Origin of the sequence: Labrenzia sp. 5N (assembly GCF_012395805.1) — a bacterium.
GTDB classification, from domain to species: Bacteria; Pseudomonadota; Alphaproteobacteria; order Rhizobiales; family Stappiaceae; genus Roseibium; species Roseibium algicola.
The window spans coordinates 370,886-385,832 of sequence record NZ_JAAZTM010000016.1; the positions used below are offsets into that span (position 1 = coordinate 370,886).

The 14,947-nt window shown below is 59.8% G+C and carries 13 protein-coding genes; 6 read left to right on the plus strand and 7 right to left on the minus strand.

The window, feature by feature from the left end; all coding sequences use genetic code 11:
* Nucleotides 1-42: 42 nt before the first annotated feature.
* The 5 genes from HEP89_RS17565 to flgF form a co-directional block, all read right to left on the minus strand.
* On the minus strand, nucleotides 43-807 hold the full coding sequence (locus HEP89_RS17565) for an NAD(P)H-dependent oxidoreductase (RefSeq protein WP_168692617.1): 765 nt from the start codon (nucleotides 805-807) through the stop codon (nucleotides 43-45).
* Nucleotides 808-996: 189 nt separating this feature from the next.
* On the minus strand, nucleotides 997-1,746 hold the full coding sequence (gene flgH, locus HEP89_RS17570; RefSeq protein WP_023000707.1) for a flagellar basal body L-ring protein FlgH: 750 nt from the start codon (nucleotides 1,744-1,746) through the stop codon (nucleotides 997-999).
* The gene (gene flgA, locus HEP89_RS17575) at nucleotides 1,747-2,724 is read right to left on the minus strand and encodes a flagellar basal body P-ring formation chaperone FlgA (RefSeq protein ID WP_062488270.1); all 978 of its coding nucleotides are present in this window, start codon (nucleotides 2,722-2,724) and stop codon (nucleotides 1,747-1,749) included. It lies immediately after the preceding gene.
* A 17-nt stretch (nucleotides 2,725-2,741) separates the two neighbouring features.
* On the minus strand, nucleotides 2,742-3,524 hold the full coding sequence (flgG, locus tag HEP89_RS17580) for a flagellar basal-body rod protein FlgG (protein WP_023000709.1): 783 nt from the start codon (nucleotides 3,522-3,524) through the stop codon (nucleotides 2,742-2,744).
* A gap of 22 nt (nucleotides 3,525-3,546) precedes the next feature.
* On the minus strand, nucleotides 3,547-4,287 hold the full coding sequence (gene flgF / locus HEP89_RS17585) for a flagellar basal-body rod protein FlgF (protein WP_168684381.1): 741 nt from the start codon (nucleotides 4,285-4,287) through the stop codon (nucleotides 3,547-3,549).
* Between the two features lie 282 nt (nucleotides 4,288-4,569).
* Here flgF and HEP89_RS17590 point away from each other — a divergent pair, with 282 nt between their 5' ends.
* The 6 genes from HEP89_RS17590 (at nucleotide 4,570) to HEP89_RS17615 (ending at nucleotide 12,978) form a co-directional block, all read left to right on the plus strand.
* Nucleotides 4,570-5,082 (plus strand): flagellar basal body-associated FliL family protein, encoded by a 513-nt coding sequence (locus HEP89_RS17590; protein ID WP_023000711.1) that lies wholly within the window; start codon nucleotides 4,570-4,572, stop codon nucleotides 5,080-5,082.
* 50 nt (nucleotides 5,083-5,132) lie between these two features.
* On the plus strand, nucleotides 5,133-6,329 hold the full coding sequence (fliM, locus tag HEP89_RS17595) for a flagellar motor switch protein FliM (RefSeq protein ID WP_228148138.1): 1,197 nt from the start codon (nucleotides 5,133-5,135) through the stop codon (nucleotides 6,327-6,329).
* Nucleotides 6,326-6,883, plus strand: coding sequence for a DUF6468 domain-containing protein (locus HEP89_RS17600; protein ID WP_031269186.1), 558 nt, complete (start codon nucleotides 6,326-6,328; stop codon nucleotides 6,881-6,883). Before fliM ends, HEP89_RS17600 begins: the two co-directional genes overlap by 4 nt.
* Entirely contained in the window at nucleotides 6,880-7,611 is a 732-nt protein-coding gene (locus HEP89_RS17605) for a hypothetical protein (RefSeq protein ID WP_077292447.1), read from the plus strand. The genes HEP89_RS17600 and HEP89_RS17605 overlap by 4 nt, the downstream gene beginning before the upstream one ends.
* A 93-nt stretch (nucleotides 7,612-7,704) precedes the next feature.
* A complete protein-coding gene (locus HEP89_RS17610) occupies nucleotides 7,705-11,994 on the plus strand; it encodes a tetratricopeptide repeat protein (RefSeq protein ID WP_209014745.1) in 4,290 nt (1,429 codons plus the stop codon).
* A 219-nt stretch (nucleotides 11,995-12,213) separates the two neighbouring features.
* Complete coding sequence (locus HEP89_RS17615; protein ID WP_168692618.1) at nucleotides 12,214-12,978, plus strand: alpha/beta hydrolase; 765 nt, start codon at nucleotides 12,214-12,216, stop codon at nucleotides 12,976-12,978.
* Between the two features lie 36 nt (nucleotides 12,979-13,014).
* On the opposite strand, the gene HEP89_RS17620 is transcribed toward HEP89_RS17615, so the two are convergent.
* The gene (locus tag HEP89_RS17620) at nucleotides 13,015-14,091 is read right to left on the minus strand and encodes a DUF2336 domain-containing protein (protein WP_168692619.1); all 1,077 of its coding nucleotides are present in this window, start codon (nucleotides 14,089-14,091) and stop codon (nucleotides 13,015-13,017) included.
* Nucleotides 14,092-14,196: 105 nt separating this feature from the next.
* Nucleotides 14,197-14,919, minus strand: coding sequence for a flagellar type III secretion system pore protein FliP (fliP, locus tag HEP89_RS17625; protein WP_055656672.1), 723 nt, complete (start codon nucleotides 14,917-14,919; stop codon nucleotides 14,197-14,199).
* Nucleotides 14,920-14,947: the final 28 nt, after the last annotated feature.

A 14,947-nucleotide genomic window follows, 5' to 3' on the forward strand; every position in this document is an offset into this window, starting at 1 on the left:
AGGCGGACAAATCCGGTCTCGTCTTTTCCGGTTGCCGCAAAATCAGGGGTCGTGCCGGATGAAGTAGCTGTGAGATGGCGCGCCCGGGCTAAGGGTGCCGGCGCGGTCGAATTCGCTGTCGGCATTGAAGCTGATCTTCGGCAGCGTTGCGAACCTTGCGATCGTCTCCCGATGGCCTTCGATCTCGTTTTGAAGTCGCGTTTCCAGGTCTTCCCGTGCCGCCCCCTTGTGATAACCGTGAACACCGTGGACGATCCTGGGAACCAGAACATCGAAACCCAGATAGCGCAGTGTGTAGGCGAGCGGCCAAAGCAGCATCTGAATGTCGCCTTCCTTGCCGTTGTGGGCACTTTCGCTCGCCTTGGATCCGGTCGTGGCACAGAAGAGAACGGGCTTGTTCCTGAAATGGCCGGTATCGAAACGTTTGGAAGTGTCGTGCAGGCCGCCGTTGGCCAGAACGCGCTCGCACCAGCCCTTCAGGATGGCAGGTGGGGCGAACCACCAGACCGGAAAATGAAACACGATCCGGTCTGCCTGGCGAAGCTTCTCGACTTCTTCCGTAATGACCGACGGAAGGTTTCCGGTTTTCGAAGCCGCTTCCTGTGTTTTCAGAACGTCGTAAGGTTCAGTGACGATCTCCTCTGCATAGTGCGCTGCGCGCTCCGCCGGATCAAAGCCAAGCTGGTAGAGGTCTGACCAAATCACCTCATCGCCTTCAGCTCGGCACGCGGCTTCGGTTGCGCGCGCCCAGGCAGCGTTGAAGGAAGTCTGAGCAGGGTGGGCGAGAACGATGAGGGTGGTGGTCACGCGGTGGGGTCTTCCGGAATGAGCGACAAATCAGGTAACGGGCCACACCCTAAACGGTCTTTTCCGGCCTGGAAATGAGAACGGGCACGATGCTCGGGGAGCGAGACATCGTGCCCGTCATCAGCCGGGCCGGCGGCGCTTCTAGAACGCGTCGCCGGATTCGGCCGGGGGACTGTGAAAGGTTTGGGATCAGAAGGGGAGCAGGATATCCAGCACCTGGTTGCCGACCCGTGGCTGCTGGACATCGGTAATCTGGCCGCGGCCACCATATCCGATCCGTGCTTCGGCGATCTGCTCGCTGGCGATGCGGTTATCCGACGTAATGTCTTCAGGTCTGACGATGCCGGCGACGATCAGCTCGCGGACTTCAAAGTTCACACGAACTTCCTGACGGCCTTCGATCACCATGTTGCCGTTCGGCAGAACCTGGGTCACCACGGCGGCGACGGTGGTCTGCAGGACTTCGTTGCGGTCAACGCTGCCGTCGCCCGAGAAGCTGGAGTTGCTGTTGACGTTGGCAAGGTCGCTGGCGGCAGAACTTGCCGGCAGGAAGATGGTGTCGATTGCCGTTCCGAGTGCACCACCAACATCGGCACCGCTGGACTCAGACCGGCTCCGCTCGGTCTTGTTGTCGATCTCGGCCTGGTCGTCGATGGTGACGACGACCGTCAGGATATCGCCAACCTGGCTGGCGCGCTGGTCCTTGAAGAAGGCGCGGCTGCCGGACTGCCACAGCGAATTCGGATTGTAGTGGGCCTGCTGCGGTTCCGGCATGGGCATCTGCACGGGCCGGTAACCCGGAGTGGTGGTCGGATCCTGAATGGCGTTCAGGGCTGGCTGCTGGCCAACATTTGCGAGTTTGTCAGCAGTGCCGCACCCCGCGGCGAGGGCGGAAAGGGCGATGCTTGCCAGCAGGTGTCTGGGAAAGGTGCTCAGCATTTAATTTTTCTCGCTGTTCAAGCTTGCAACAATCGGATTGGCGGCGTGAACGCGTACTTGGCCGCGGGAGGTAATCGTCGCCGGCACGATGCGCCGCGACTGCAGGTTCATGACGTCGATCACGTCGCCCTTGGCGCCGGTATCCATGGCCTGGGCCCGTGAAGTCAGCTTCATGCCCGGCATGACATAGGTGACGGTGATCTTCTCACCGCGTTCGATCAGGATCGGGCGCTGGACGTCATTGCGCGACAGGGGCGAATTCGCACGCAAGGTGGTGCGGGCTTGCTTGCCGACAATGTCTTCCATTTCGGTGAGGGCACCTGCCGGTACCTTGGTGCGGGCTTCGCGAATGATGTTCAGGTCTTCTTCACGAACAATGTCGCCCCGGCGCACGGGCTGCACCAGAACCAGCACATCGACCATCTCCGTCGCAACGCCGGTCAGGGTCAGAGGCTCGGTTCCGAACTCGACCGCGACGGCTGCGTGGATGGTGAAGCGGCCGTTCGACTGGGACCATTCTACCCTGTCGATGCGGATCGGATCGTGTACCTTGGGATCGGCGAGAACCTGATCGGGCGCTTGCAGCAAGCGGATATCCAGGCGCTCGGGATCAATGCCGGCATTGCGGTCTGCCAGAGCCTTGCGGGCAAGGCCGGCAAGCTGGTCCCGGTTCAGCCTTGTTGCCCCGCGAAAGACGACGACGGTTCGCAGGCCATCGGTGCCTGCCGTCTCGAGGCCGGCTGCGCGAGCGCGTTCGGCAACGACATCCGCGGGCACATTGCCGGAGGTTCCCATATCCGGTGAACGGAACAGCGGCTTGGATGCCAGCAGCCCGGCATTGGAATAGAAGTCGCCTACCGTCACGATGTCCGACAGGGTCATGACCTGCGACCGGAGCACGGGTTTTTCGTCCGCCAGGGCAGGCAGGGAAAGCAAGCCCGCCAGCAGCAACCCGACTTTCAGCAGATGTCTCTTCATCGTCTCAAGCCTCGGTCTTAGCGGAGGTTCGTGGTGGTGGAATACATCTCGTCGGCTGCCTGGATGATCTGTGAGTTCATCTCATAGGCGCGCTGTGCGGAAATCAGGTCGGCGATTTCCGTGACTGCATCCACGTTGGCCATTTCAAGAAAATACTGCTGCACCGTGCCGTAGCTCTCGTCGCCCGGATTGCTGGTATCGGGTGCGCCGCTGGCGTCTGTTTCCAGGTAGAGGTTGTCGCCAATGGCTTCGAGACCAGCCTTGTTGACGAAACGGGCAAGCTGGATCTGGCCGAGCTGAACAGTATTGCCGCCCTGGTCGACACCCTGAACGACACCGGTGTTGGAAATCGTGACGTCCTTGACCGTTTGCGGAATGGTGATGCCCGGATTGACGGAATAGCCGTCGATGGTCACCAGCTGCCCGTTGGCATCGCGCTCGAAGGAACCGTCACGGGTATAGGCCGTGGTTCCGTCCGGCATGTCGATCTGGAAGAAGCCTTCACCGCGGATGGCCAGATCCAGTTCCTTGCCGGTCTGCTCGAGAGAGCCCTGGGACATGATGCGGCCGGTGGCTGCGATCTTTACGCCGGAACCGATCTGGATACCGGTCGGGACGATGGTGCCGGAATCCGATGTTTCCGTGCCCATACGACGCAAGTTCTGGTAGAGCAGGTCCTGAAAGTCGGCCCGCTGCTTCTTGAAGCCTGTCGTGCGCATGTTGGCGACGTTGTTCGAAATGACTTCGACGTTCAGTTCCTGGGCCTTCATGCCAGTTGCGGCGATATGAAGTGCTTTCATGGTAGTGATCCCTTAAAGGCGCTTAGGCCTGAATCTTGCCGAGAGTGGAGATCGCCTGCCGGCGCAACTCATCCAGGTCTTTCACGATCTTGGAAGTGGAGTCGTAAGCGCGCGTCACTTCGATGAGGCGCGTGACTTCAGTGATGCCGTAGACGTTGGAGCCTTCGACGGCGCCCTGCACCATGCGGACTTCCTGGGCCGGTATCGGGTTATCAGCCTTGAACATCGTGTTGCCGATCTTCTCCATCGTCCGAACGTCTTCGAAGTCGACGACCTTGATGCGGCCGCGAATGCCAAGTCGGGTGGAGATCGTGCCGTCCTGGGCAATCTCGACGCGGCCATCCTGTTCGTTGAAGGAGATCGGACCCTGGTCGGTCATGACAGGGCTGCCGTCCGCCGAGATCAGCTGGCCGGTCGAGTCGAGCCTGAACGCGCCGCTGCGCGTATAGGCTTCGGTACCGTCCGGCATCTGGACCGCGAAAAAACCATCACTGTTGAGGGACAGGTCGAATTCGTTACCCGTCATCTTGATCGGGCCGTGCGTGAAGTCGGTCCGTGTCGTAAACATGTCGACGTAGGAAATGGCACGGTCCTGCGGCTCAAAAGCCGAGCCGTCTGCCACCGGCATGACGTATTCCGAAAAATGCAGATTCTGCGACTTGAACCCGGACGTATTGATGTTCGCCATGTTGTTGGCGATCACATCCAGATGGTTCCGCAGGATCGATTGCCTTGATAAGGCAACTAGTTGAGCGTTCTCCATAGTGAACGGTTCCCTTCGTGCTCCCCGAGTAAGCCGGCCGATCTCCCCAGATCCGCTGGCTCGTTAAGGTTAATGCACGAGGCGTGCCAGTTTTTAAATCCTTGGGAAATCTGGGTAAAAATCAAAAGGGGCGGGTGCACGCGGCAAGAGATTCCGGCAGAAGTTAACCACTTGGCAATTTTTGCCCGGTGACTCGCGTTAATGGCTCGGTAACCATTCGTTAACCATTAACTCTTTAGTAATAATTAAGCGCGCGCGAGCGCCTGCAGATCGGAGTGCGGAATGACAGACGAAAACGCCGCAGCCGGAGAAGACGGCGAGGATGGAGCTGAAGCTGGTGGCGGTGGCCGCAAGAAGAAGCTTATCCTGTTTGGCGGCATCGGTCTTGTGGTTCTGCTCGCCGCGGGTGGGGCGGCCTATTATTTCCTGATGGGATCGAGTGCACCGGCACCGGTTCCCGGAGAGACGGAAGCGCCGCAGGAAGTGCAAAAACCGGTGGTCTTCTATGACCTTCCGGAAATGACGGTGAATTTGGCGACGGAAGGGCGCACGACCTATCTGAAGGTCAGGATTGCCCTGGAAGTCGAGAACCGTGCGATGATCGATCAGATCCAGCCGTATCTGCCGCGCATCCTGGATGCGTTTCAGATCTATCTGCGCGAGCTTCGCCCTGCGGACCTGGAAGGGTCTGCCGGTTTGTTCCGCCTGAAGGAAGAATTGCTCAGACGGATCAATCTGTCGGTTTATCCGGCGAAAGTTGAAGGGGTGCTGTTCAAGGAAATCCTTGTCCAGTGACTTTGTGAATGGCTGATATCGACGACGATGACGACCTGTCCGAAGAGGACATGGCCGATGCCTGGGGCGCCGCTCTTGCAGAGCAGGGTGCCGGCAGCGACGACGACGAAGATCTCGCCGCGGCGTGGGGTGCTGCTCTAGAGGAGCAGGGCGCCGGCAGTTCCGACGACATGGCGGCCCAATGGGCAGCCATGATCGACGACAGCGAACCGGACCTTGAAAATGCCACGCGCGGTGCTGACCGTGTCCTGAACCAGGAAGAAATCGACAACCTCCTCGGCTTCAACATCGAGGACACGATTGCTGGTGACCAGAGCGGCATCCGCGCGCTGATCAACTCGGCAATGGTATCCTACGAGCGTCTGCCGATGCTCGAAATCGTGTTCGACCGTCTCGTGCGTCTGACGACCACGTCCTTGCGCAACTTCACGTCCGACAACGTGGAAGTGTCGCTCGATTCCATCAGCTCGGTTCGTTTCGGCGACTACCTGAATTCCATCCCGCTGCCGGCCATTCTCGGTGTCTTCAAGGCCGAGGAATGGGACGGGTTTGGTCTGATCACCGTTGAATCCAGCCTGATCTATTCGATTATCGACGTGCTTCTTGGTGGAGGTCGGGGGACATCGGCCGTGCGCGTCGAGGGCCGGCCATACACCACGATCGAGACCGGTCTGGTCCAGCAGATGGTGGCGCTGATCCTTCAGGATGCCGAGCACGCCTTCGCGCCGCTTTCTCCGGTCCATTTCAACCTGGAACGTCTTGAGACGAACCCGCGCTTTGCCGCGATTTCCCGGCCCGCAAACGCCGCCATTCTCGTCGAGCTCAGAATCGACATGGAAGACCGGGGCGGGTCCGTCGAAATCATGATGCCCTATGCAACGCTGGAGCCGATCCGCGATCTGCTTCTGCAGATGTTCATGGGGGAAAAATTCGGCCGGGATCCGATCTGGGAAGGCCATTTGGCGACCGAAATTCATGCCGCGGAAGTCGAGGTCGATGCGGTTCTTTACGAGACCTATCTGCCGCTCGGACGAGTGCTCAGTCTCGATGTCGGCCAGACGCTTGTCTTCGACAAGGAACCGACCGATCCGGTGATGATCAAATGCGGCAACATTCCACTGACCGAGGGAACGCTCGGCAAGGTGGAGGATTCCATTGCCATCCGTGTCGCAAAGAATTTGCGCAAGCCAAAAATGACGCTGGCCGCCTTCGAGCGCGCCATGCAAAGCGAAATGGGGGACCAATGAGCACTTTGCCACTCGGAATGATCATTGAAGGACTGGTCGCGGTTCTTCTGGTGATTACCATCGGCTACTGCTTCACGCTGAACCGCCGTCTGCAGCGCTTGCGGGCCGACGAAGAGGTGCTGCGTGCGACCATTTCGGAGCTCATGACGGCCACGGAAATTGCCGAGCGTGCCATCCTCGGTCTGAAGACGACCGCGGCGGAGGCTGACAAGACACTTGGCAGCCGTCTTAAGCAAGCGGAAACCATGTCTCACACTCTTGCCGAACAAGTCGGCGAAGGTGAGATAGTATTCACACGGATTTCGCAGATTGCGGAGGCGGCCCGTTCGGCTGCGCCGCAGCGCGAGGCGGTGACGAGGAGCGATCCTTATGCGGCTCAGCCGCAACCGGAACCGCAACAATACGCGCAACAGGCTGCAGGCTATGGCCAGGCAGCTCCGGCCGTGGAGCCGGAGCGCCGCAGGAGCAGCCGGGCTTCCGACATTCGCAGTGCTGCGGCGGAAGCAACTGCGCGGCTGGAACAATTCCGTAAACGGAACGGTGCTGCTGCATGAACTTGAGACTGCTGCCTTTGTTGGGTGTTTCGGCAAGCGCTCTGCTGGCCCTGAAGCTGCTTGGCTTCGCGCTGGGCCCGCAAAGCGGCAACCTGCCCATCAATGGCGCAGTTGCACAGGAAACGCCGGGGGCTGACGGCGGTGACATGGCTGATCCAACGGCTGAAATGGCCGCGGATGGTCCGCCGCCACCGCCGCCGCCGGGGGGCGGGTTGCCCGATCAGCCGGTGCTTCCGGACAGTCTTGAAATCGGTGGTTCGGCCGCGGAGCGCGCCGTTCTGGAAAGTCTTGGCAGACGGCGCGAGTCGCTGCAGGAGCATGAAGGCCAGCTGGACCTGCGTGAAAAGCTTTTGCAGGCCACCGAAGAGCGCATTCAAAAGCGCGTTGACGAACTGAAGAAGCTCGAAGAGCGCATCGAGGCAGCTGTCGGACAGAAGCAGGAGCAGGAAGAAAGCGAAATTGCCGGCCTCGTGACCATGTACGAAAGCATGAAGCCGAAAGATGCCGCCCGGATCTTCGACCGCTTGAGTCTGCCGGTCCTTTTGAAGGTGGTGCGCCAGATGAAACCTCGAAAGATGGCAGATATCCTCGGGAAAATGGATCCCGAAGCGGCCGAGCGCATGACAGTGGCAATCGCGAACGCCTCTCCGTTACCCTCAGCGGACACAAAACCGGTGCAGGCACAGGCGCAAGCGCCGGAGGCCTTGCCGAAAATTCCGTCAAACTGACCGGAAAGACCGGATTTCGGCGTATCGCGTAAGGGCACGTTAACAAGACCTGACTAACAATAGTGTGTTGGCGTCATCCGAGGACAGAACATCTTGCCAGGACCGTTCCTGACATCCCAGACCGGCGGAACTCCCGCGTTTTCGGACAGGGTGCGAACTTTCGCGCGCCTGCTGGTTTCCTTCTGGCTTGTTCTGGCCTGCGTCACGGGTGCCGCCCTGGCCCAATCCGACAATCTGGAACCGGTTGATCTGACCGTTTCTCCGGGGGAGGGTTATGGCCGTATTGTCCTGACGTTCAAGGACCGCACACTGCTTCCGATCTATGATGCGGTCATCACAGGCGGGGTCCTGCGGATTTCATTTGAAGATCCGATCGACATCAACGTTGACGATGTTCCGCTGGACCTGGGCGACTACGTGACCATTGCCCGGCGAGATCCGGACGGAAGTGCCATCCGCTTTGCACTGAAGAACCAGTTCCAGATCAATACTCTGGAAGCCGGCGAAAAGCTGTTTGTCGATATCCTGCCGATGGACTGGCAGGGCTTGCCGCCAGGACTTCCCGACGATGTCGTGCGTGATCTTGCAAAGCGTGCCGAAGAGGCGATGCGCAAGGTTCGCGCCCTCGAACAGGCGCGACTCAAGGCTCAGGAAGGGCCGGAGGTGACGCTGCATGTGGGTGAGCATCCGACATTCACCCGTCTGGTGTTTGACTGGTCTATCAAGTTCGACACCGCTTTCGTGCGCGAAAACGACATCATCAAGGTGACGTTCAACCATCCGGCACAGCTGGACATTGCCCACCTGCGCGCGCATCTGCCCCAAGGGGTGATCGACGCGACTTCCTTCCTGGATCAGGGCAAGCTGAAGTTCCTTATGCGCGTCGAGCCTTCGGTCGACATTCGGGCGTTCCGGGAGGAACAGACCTACGTTATCGACGTGACGCCGGAAAACATGGAAGTGAATGATCCGGCAAATGCGCTGATCAACAAGGAACTGTCCGTCGAGGACAACGAAAACCGCAAGGACATGATTACCGCGCCGGGCCTGCGCGACACGCGTGAGGTCAAGAACCCGCGCGGGAATCCGACGTCCGGCGGCAGCACTGCGAGCGGAGGCGGGGTCCTGAAGGAGTCCAAGGCCGATGAATCGCCGGCCTATACGATTGTTCCGCTGGGAGGCGGCAAGACGGATGAGGGAGCCGAGGCGCCGCAAGCACCACAGCCGTCAGCCGTTGAAAACTCTGATCAGTCCGCCGCACTGTCGGCCGAGCCCGATCCGGAAGCCGGACGTGCGAACGCTCCGGCCGAAACTCAGCTTGCCATGGTCCCGCGCATCAAACCGTTGGTTGGGGAAGAAGCGCTGCCAGGGCCAGGTAGCGGAACCGAGATCGCTGCCGCTGGTGTTGACGTCACTCCGACCGCCTTGGCGGTCGAAACGCTTCCTGCACCAGAGCTTGCTGCCGCTGTCCTGCCGATTTCGGCTGATGGCGCAGCTGAATTGCTGACGACAGCGGCCATTCCCGCGGCCGAAGTAACCAGCGGGAACGACGCCGTTGCCCCGTCCAACGCTGGTCTGGTAACCGTTGCCCAGGCTGAGCCCGGTGCTTTGCCGCTGAACGAAGTGCTGCCGGAGGATGAGGAAATCGTCCGGGAAGCGCCGATGCTGGACTTGTCCACGCAGCAGATCGGCGACCAGCAACAGGAAGCAGCGCCCGAAAACAACGGCATTCCGACACTGCAGCAGGTCGACACAATCAACCGGGGTAGCCAGCCGAATGCGCCGTATGGCGCAACGCCAGTGCAGATCCTGAACGCGCCGACGCTTGGTAGCGGCGACGTTCCAGCCGGGATCCAGCTTCCCGGCACGCAGCAATCAGCACCGGAGACCTGGCGCGCCAACGGCGGCCAGGATTTGAACCAGGGGCGTCCCTCACCGGAGCAGCCGCCGGAAAACTTCGCTGAGGAAGTGCGCAATTTCGTTTCTGCTGAGGCCCGGCGCATCGGGAACACGGTCCGCGTTGTGTTTCCGTTCTCCGAACCGGTTTCCAGCGCGGTGTTCCGGCGCAATGACAGCATCTGGCTGATCTTCGATACCGATGCCACGATCGACACCAGGGGGATGGTCTCGGCACTGGCTGAAACGGCGGAAACGATCGAGGTTCAGCAGTTCGACGATTACCAGATCCTGCGGATGGACATGACCGATCCTGTACTGGCGACGGTGGGTGTTGACGGCAATGCCTGGTCGCTCGTTATCGGCGACCTGATCCTGGAACCCTCCATTCCGCTGCAGCTGGAACGGACTGTGCGAGGCGATGGCGGCTCCGTGCTGCGTGTGCTCTATCAGGATCCGCAGAACATCCGTCAGATTACCGATCCGTTCGTTGGCGACACGATATCTCTTGTCACCGGCTTCGGTCCGCCACGCGGTCTGTTGAAGCCTCAGACATTTGTCGATCTGGACGCCCTGAGTTCCGCGCAGGGCATTGCCGTCGTGCCGAAGTCTGACGGCTTGAAGATGAAGATCCTTGGAGATGACGTGATCATCGAAAAGGAAGGCGGTCTTGCGCTTTCCAGCCAGCATCTGCGAGGCGGATCCGGATCGAGCCAGACAATCGTCGATCCGGAAGACAGCAATTTCATCGAGTTCGTTTCCCTGAGCACCGAAGGTCCGGGGGCTTACCGCACACGCCTGCTGGAGCTGCAGGACAAGCTGGCGAAGTCGCCGACAGGCAAGCGCCGCAAGCCCTTGATGGCTTTGTCGCGGTTCTATCTGGCACATCAGTTTGCGCAGGAAGCGCTGGGGCTGATGAAGCTTGCGCTGGAAGAAGAACCGGCACTTGCCGAAGACAGTTCCTTTAATCTGATGATGGGGGCGGCCCAGACCCTGGCCAACCGGCCCGACGCGGCCTATGCGCATCTGAACCGACCAGACCTGAAGAACAGCCCCGATGCTGCTGTCTGGCAGACGATTGTCGATGTGAAACTGGGTAACTGGACGTCCGCCCGTATTGCCATGCCGCGCGGGCGTGCCGTGGTCGGCAACTACCCGGAAGCCATCCAGACAGAATTCAAGCTCGCCGCCGCACAGGCCATGGTCGAGGTCAATGATTTCGGTATTGCCAACAGCGTTCTGGCCGAGATCGAGCCCGCCGAAGTGACCCGGACGCAGGCTGCCCGTTACGACATCCTGCGTGGCCGCGTTGCAGATGCATCCGGCCGGTCGCAGGAAGCCTTGACCGTGTTCGATCTCGTGACCAGGTCCGACGACCGGCCGCGGGCGGCCGAAGCGGAATACCGCGCGCTCCGGATCCGTTACCGGGATGGCGAACTCAACATGGAGCAGGCCATCGATCAGCTTGCCGGGCTGGCAACGTCCTGGCGTGGTGATGAAATCGAATTGAAGACGTTGAGGTTCCTGGCACAGCTCTATGCCGAGCAGGGCCAGTACCGCGAAGCGTTCGAAGCCATGAAATCGGCCGTTCAGGCTGAACCCGATGCGGATACCACGCGGCTGCTGCAGGAAGAGATGAACGGCCTCTTCAACGCGTTGTTCCTGGACGGCAAGGCGGACGAGATGCAGCCGGTGAAGGCGCTGGCACTCTTTTATGATTTCCGCGAACTTGTGCCGATCGGTCGTCAGGGAGACGAGATGGTCCGCCTTCTGGCGAAGAGACTGGTTGAAGTCGACTTGCTGGACCAGGCAACCGAGTTGCTGCGCCATCAGGTTGACAATCGCTTGAAAGGTGCAGCGCGGGCACAGATTGCAGCGGATCTTGCGGCGATCTACCTGATGGATCGCAAGGCTGAAGAAGCACTGCGGGTGCTCAACCGGACACGGCAGGCGAGCCTTCCGTCGACCCTGGAGCGTCAGCGCAACATCGTTGAAGCCCGCGCCCTGACCGAAAGCGGGCGCCCGGATCTTGCGCTGGAACTGGTTCGCAACATGCGCGGCTCGGATGTCGATCGGTTGCGAGCAGATACATTCTGGGCAGCCGAAAGCTGGCGGGATGCAGGTGAGCAGCTCGAAGCGATGCATGGCTCGCGCTGGTCCGACAACATTCCGCTCGACGATCTTGAACGCCGCGACATCCTGCGGGCGGCCATCGCCTATTCGCTGGCGGGCGACCAACTCAGCCTGGAACGCCTGCAGACAAAGTACATGTCCAAGATGTCCGACAGCCCCGAGGCAATGTCCTTTGAGGTCGTGACCCGGCCGATCGAGGCGCAGGGCGTCGAGTTCCTTGAAGTCGCCAACAGGCTTGCCGATGTCGATTCACTGGAAACCTTCCTGAAAGAATACCGGCGTCAGTACATGTCTCCCGATCGCAGCCCGGATCAGTCTGCCGCTGCACCCGTCACGGAAGAAAATGCCGGCTGAAGCTGACGCTGTGTGAAAGTTGTCCGGTTGCAGAGGGACTTGCGCACCGGTGCCAACTCCTGTTCAGTTGCGGTCGTTCACCCGTCCACACGTGTCGTGATCTGCCGCACGTTCTCACAAAGAACCTGATTATCCGGCCTCATGGCCCCATCTTTCCGCTTTGCAGCGGTGGATGTGTCGGTTCGATGGCTTTGGAACACCGGAAAAAGGAACTCCTCCATGTCCTTGAAAATCGTCCGGCGTCTTATCCCGGAATGGGGCACGACCTATGGTCCTGCAGGCGAGGGACCCTTTCCTGCCGTCATGGTGTTTCATGGCTCAGAGGGGGCATGGTCAGGCTGGAGCCATCGAAATGCGGTTCTCCTGGCAGCACATGGTTACCTGGCCTTTCCTTTCGGCTATTCGAAGGGGGGCAATGCCTGGAATGCCGGCAGCATTGAAAACGTGTCACTGGACAGAAGTCTGGAAGCCTTCCGGGCGCTGCGTGCATTTGAGGCCGTTGGTGAAAAGGCGGCATTCTACGGCGTGTCGCGTGGGGCTGAACATGCCCTTTTGCTGACAGCCCTGATGGCGGAGGAGGGTCTTGACGGCCTGCCTGACGCGGTGGCAGTGCACAGTCCGCCAGACGTTGTGTGCGGGGCGTTCGACAGCAAGGCTTACCGCGACGCTCGAGATCCAGGCTGGCAGCCATGGGACCCCGGTGAGCGGGCATGGTCCTGGCGCGGGTCTTCCGAAAACCTTCTTCCTACGAAACAGATCGAAATAGAACGCTATGACGGACCGGTTTTCCTGAGCCACGGGGCGGCCGACCGGGTCTGGTCAGTGGACATGACAAAGCGTCTGGAAGCGCGGCTTCTTGCCCATGGCCGGAAGCCGGAGGTTCATATCTACGAAGGCCAGGACCATATCCCGACCAGTGCTGCAGAAAACCTGCATCACGAGAACCTGCTGACATTTCTGGAAAGAAATCTTCTGGCATCGTGACATTGTCGAGGGCGGCGGGCTGACCACGCACTCGTGTCAGGTGACTGCCTTCAAAAGCGACTGAGACGGCGGCTGACCAGGGTTCTGATGCGGTTTCTTGAGTTCGGACTTGTAGCGCATGACGAGTTCGGGAATGGACCGAGTGCTTCGGTCCAGCCACGCGCAGCGTGCTTTCAGGAAGTCGCGATAGGTCTTTTCGTGGATGCCGGTCTGCAGCATCAGGCGCATGATCGCACCATCCGCATCGGATTTCAGCGTGTCGGAAACAACCTCGTCGGCGAGGTTGATCTTGCGGCTTATCAGCCAGATGGCCGCATCAAGGCGGCCTTCTTCGAACAGAGTTCGCAGAATTGCATCGAAGGACAACTCGCCGTTGGCAATCTGGATGCTGGCTTCGTGGCGCGAATAGGTTATGCCATCGAGGTCGATGCTGCCGTCGTGTCGCTCTTCGATGGTCTTCGCCAGGCGCTGCAGTTCGCCGGTTTCCAGTGCCTTCTTGAGGGGAGGCGGGATCAGCGGACAGTTGGTCTCCAGAATGTCCATCTGGGTTTGGAGAAATTCCTCGTCTTCCAGTGCACGCCTTGCAATGCCGGCGAGCACGTCTGCTTCCGTGTTTGCAAAGATCAGCAGTGCGAGTGTGCCGCGGACGGAAAAGGGCGCTGCCATATTATGGAGGAGCTCGTGGACCACATCCCGGCTGGCCCGCGCAATCATCGTGTCGGTCATCTCTTCGGAAAGATCAGGTCTCTTTGCCGTTGACTTGCGCTTGTCGTTGCCGCCGTTTTTGGCGATCTGCATGAGACTGTTCTGGCTGATCATCGGCGAGCATTCGATCACCGGTTCCGACAGTTCGTAATCTTCCTGGGCGAGCCGGTCCGCAAGGTCGGGGATGATGCGGTCGGTCTTTGCAAGGCGTACGACAAGTTCGTAGCGCGCAGCGCGGTCCAGCTGGTCGAAAACCGAGAGAACAATTCGCGAAAACAGTTCCCGCTCCATCTCCGTCGGCTCGTGGTCTTCCGACCGCGCATATTCGCCGACGAGCGTGCGGATGAGTTTTGATCTCGCCTCTGGTTCTTTGATCCGGGCGAGCTGTTCTAATTGTTCTCTTAACACTGTCCTGCCGCTATTAACGAAGGGGCACAGTTCGGGCCCGCACGGCTGTAACTATTACAGTCCTATCTTAATTTTCTTCTACTTTTAACGATTTGGCCGGGTGCTTCAGCCGCCGCCGAAGCTCTTGACCAGCGAGCCGGCCACCAGATTCCAGCCATCGACAAGTACGAAGAAGATCAGCTTGAACGGAAGAGAGATTACCACCGGCGGCAACATCATCATACCCATGGACATCAAGACGGATGCAATCACGAGATCGATGATGAGAAACGGCAGGTAGAGCAGGAAGCCGATTTCGAAAGCACGCCGCAGTTCGGAGATCATGAAAGCGGGAATGAGCGTGGCCATGGAAAGGTCTTCCGGGCCTTCCGGTGCTTCTTCTCTGCCGGAGAGTTCCTCGAACAGGGCGAGGTCCTTTTCGCGGACCTGGGACAGCATGAACGTCCGGAACGGATCGGAGGCACGCTCGAAGGCCTGCTCGAATTCTATGTCCCCGTCAATGAGCGGTTGAACGCCGGCATCATAGGAGGCCTGCAAGGTAGGCATCATGATGAAGGCCGACAGGAACAGTGCAAGGCTGACCATCACCATGTTGGGCGGGGCCGTCTGCAGGCCGATGGCAGACCGCAAGAGCGACAGCACCACCACGATACGGGTGAAGCTGGTCACCATGACGAGAATGGAAGGCGCCAGCGACAGGATGGTCAGAAGGACAACCATCTGGACGGCGCGTTCCGTCAAGGTGGTGTCATCGCCAAAACCGACCGAGATTTCCTGCGCAGCAGCCGGTCCGGCCAGAACCGCGAGCAATGCGGTCAGCAAAAGCATCAGGCGGATCAGACCGCCAGGCCGCAGG

What these genes read in the sequence shown, in the direction of transcription:
- flgH (WP_023000707.1), bottom strand. Translation starts at nt 1,746, where the DNA reads ATGCTGAGCACCTTTCCCAGACACCTGCTGGCAAGCATCGCCCTTTCC.
- flgA (WP_062488270.1), bottom strand. Translation starts at nt 2,724, where the DNA reads ATGAAGAGACATCTGCTGAAAGTCGGGTTGCTGCTGGCGGGCTTGCTT.
- flgG (WP_023000709.1), bottom strand. Translation starts at nt 3,524, where the DNA reads ATGAAAGCACTTCATATCGCCGCAACTGGCATGAAGGCCCAGGAACTG.
- flgF (WP_168684381.1), bottom strand. Translation starts at nt 4,287, where the DNA reads ATGGAGAACGCTCAACTAGTTGCCTTATCAAGGCAATCGATCCTGCGG.
- HEP89_RS17590 (WP_023000711.1), top strand. Translation starts at nt 4,570, where the DNA reads ATGACAGACGAAAACGCCGCAGCCGGAGAAGACGGCGAGGATGGAGCT.
- fliM (WP_228148138.1), top strand. Translation starts at nt 5,133, where the DNA reads ATGGCCGATGCCTGGGGCGCCGCTCTTGCAGAGCAGGGTGCCGGCAGC.
- HEP89_RS17600 (WP_031269186.1), top strand. Translation starts at nt 6,326, where the DNA reads ATGAGCACTTTGCCACTCGGAATGATCATTGAAGGACTGGTCGCGGTT.
- HEP89_RS17605 (WP_077292447.1), top strand. Translation starts at nt 6,880, where the DNA reads ATGAACTTGAGACTGCTGCCTTTGTTGGGTGTTTCGGCAAGCGCTCTG.
- HEP89_RS17615 (WP_168692618.1), top strand. Translation starts at nt 12,214, where the DNA reads ATGTCCTTGAAAATCGTCCGGCGTCTTATCCCGGAATGGGGCACGACC.
- fliP (WP_055656672.1), bottom strand. Translation starts at nt 14,919, where the DNA reads ATGCTTTTGCTGACCGCATTGCTCGCGGTTCTGGCCGGACCGGCTGCT.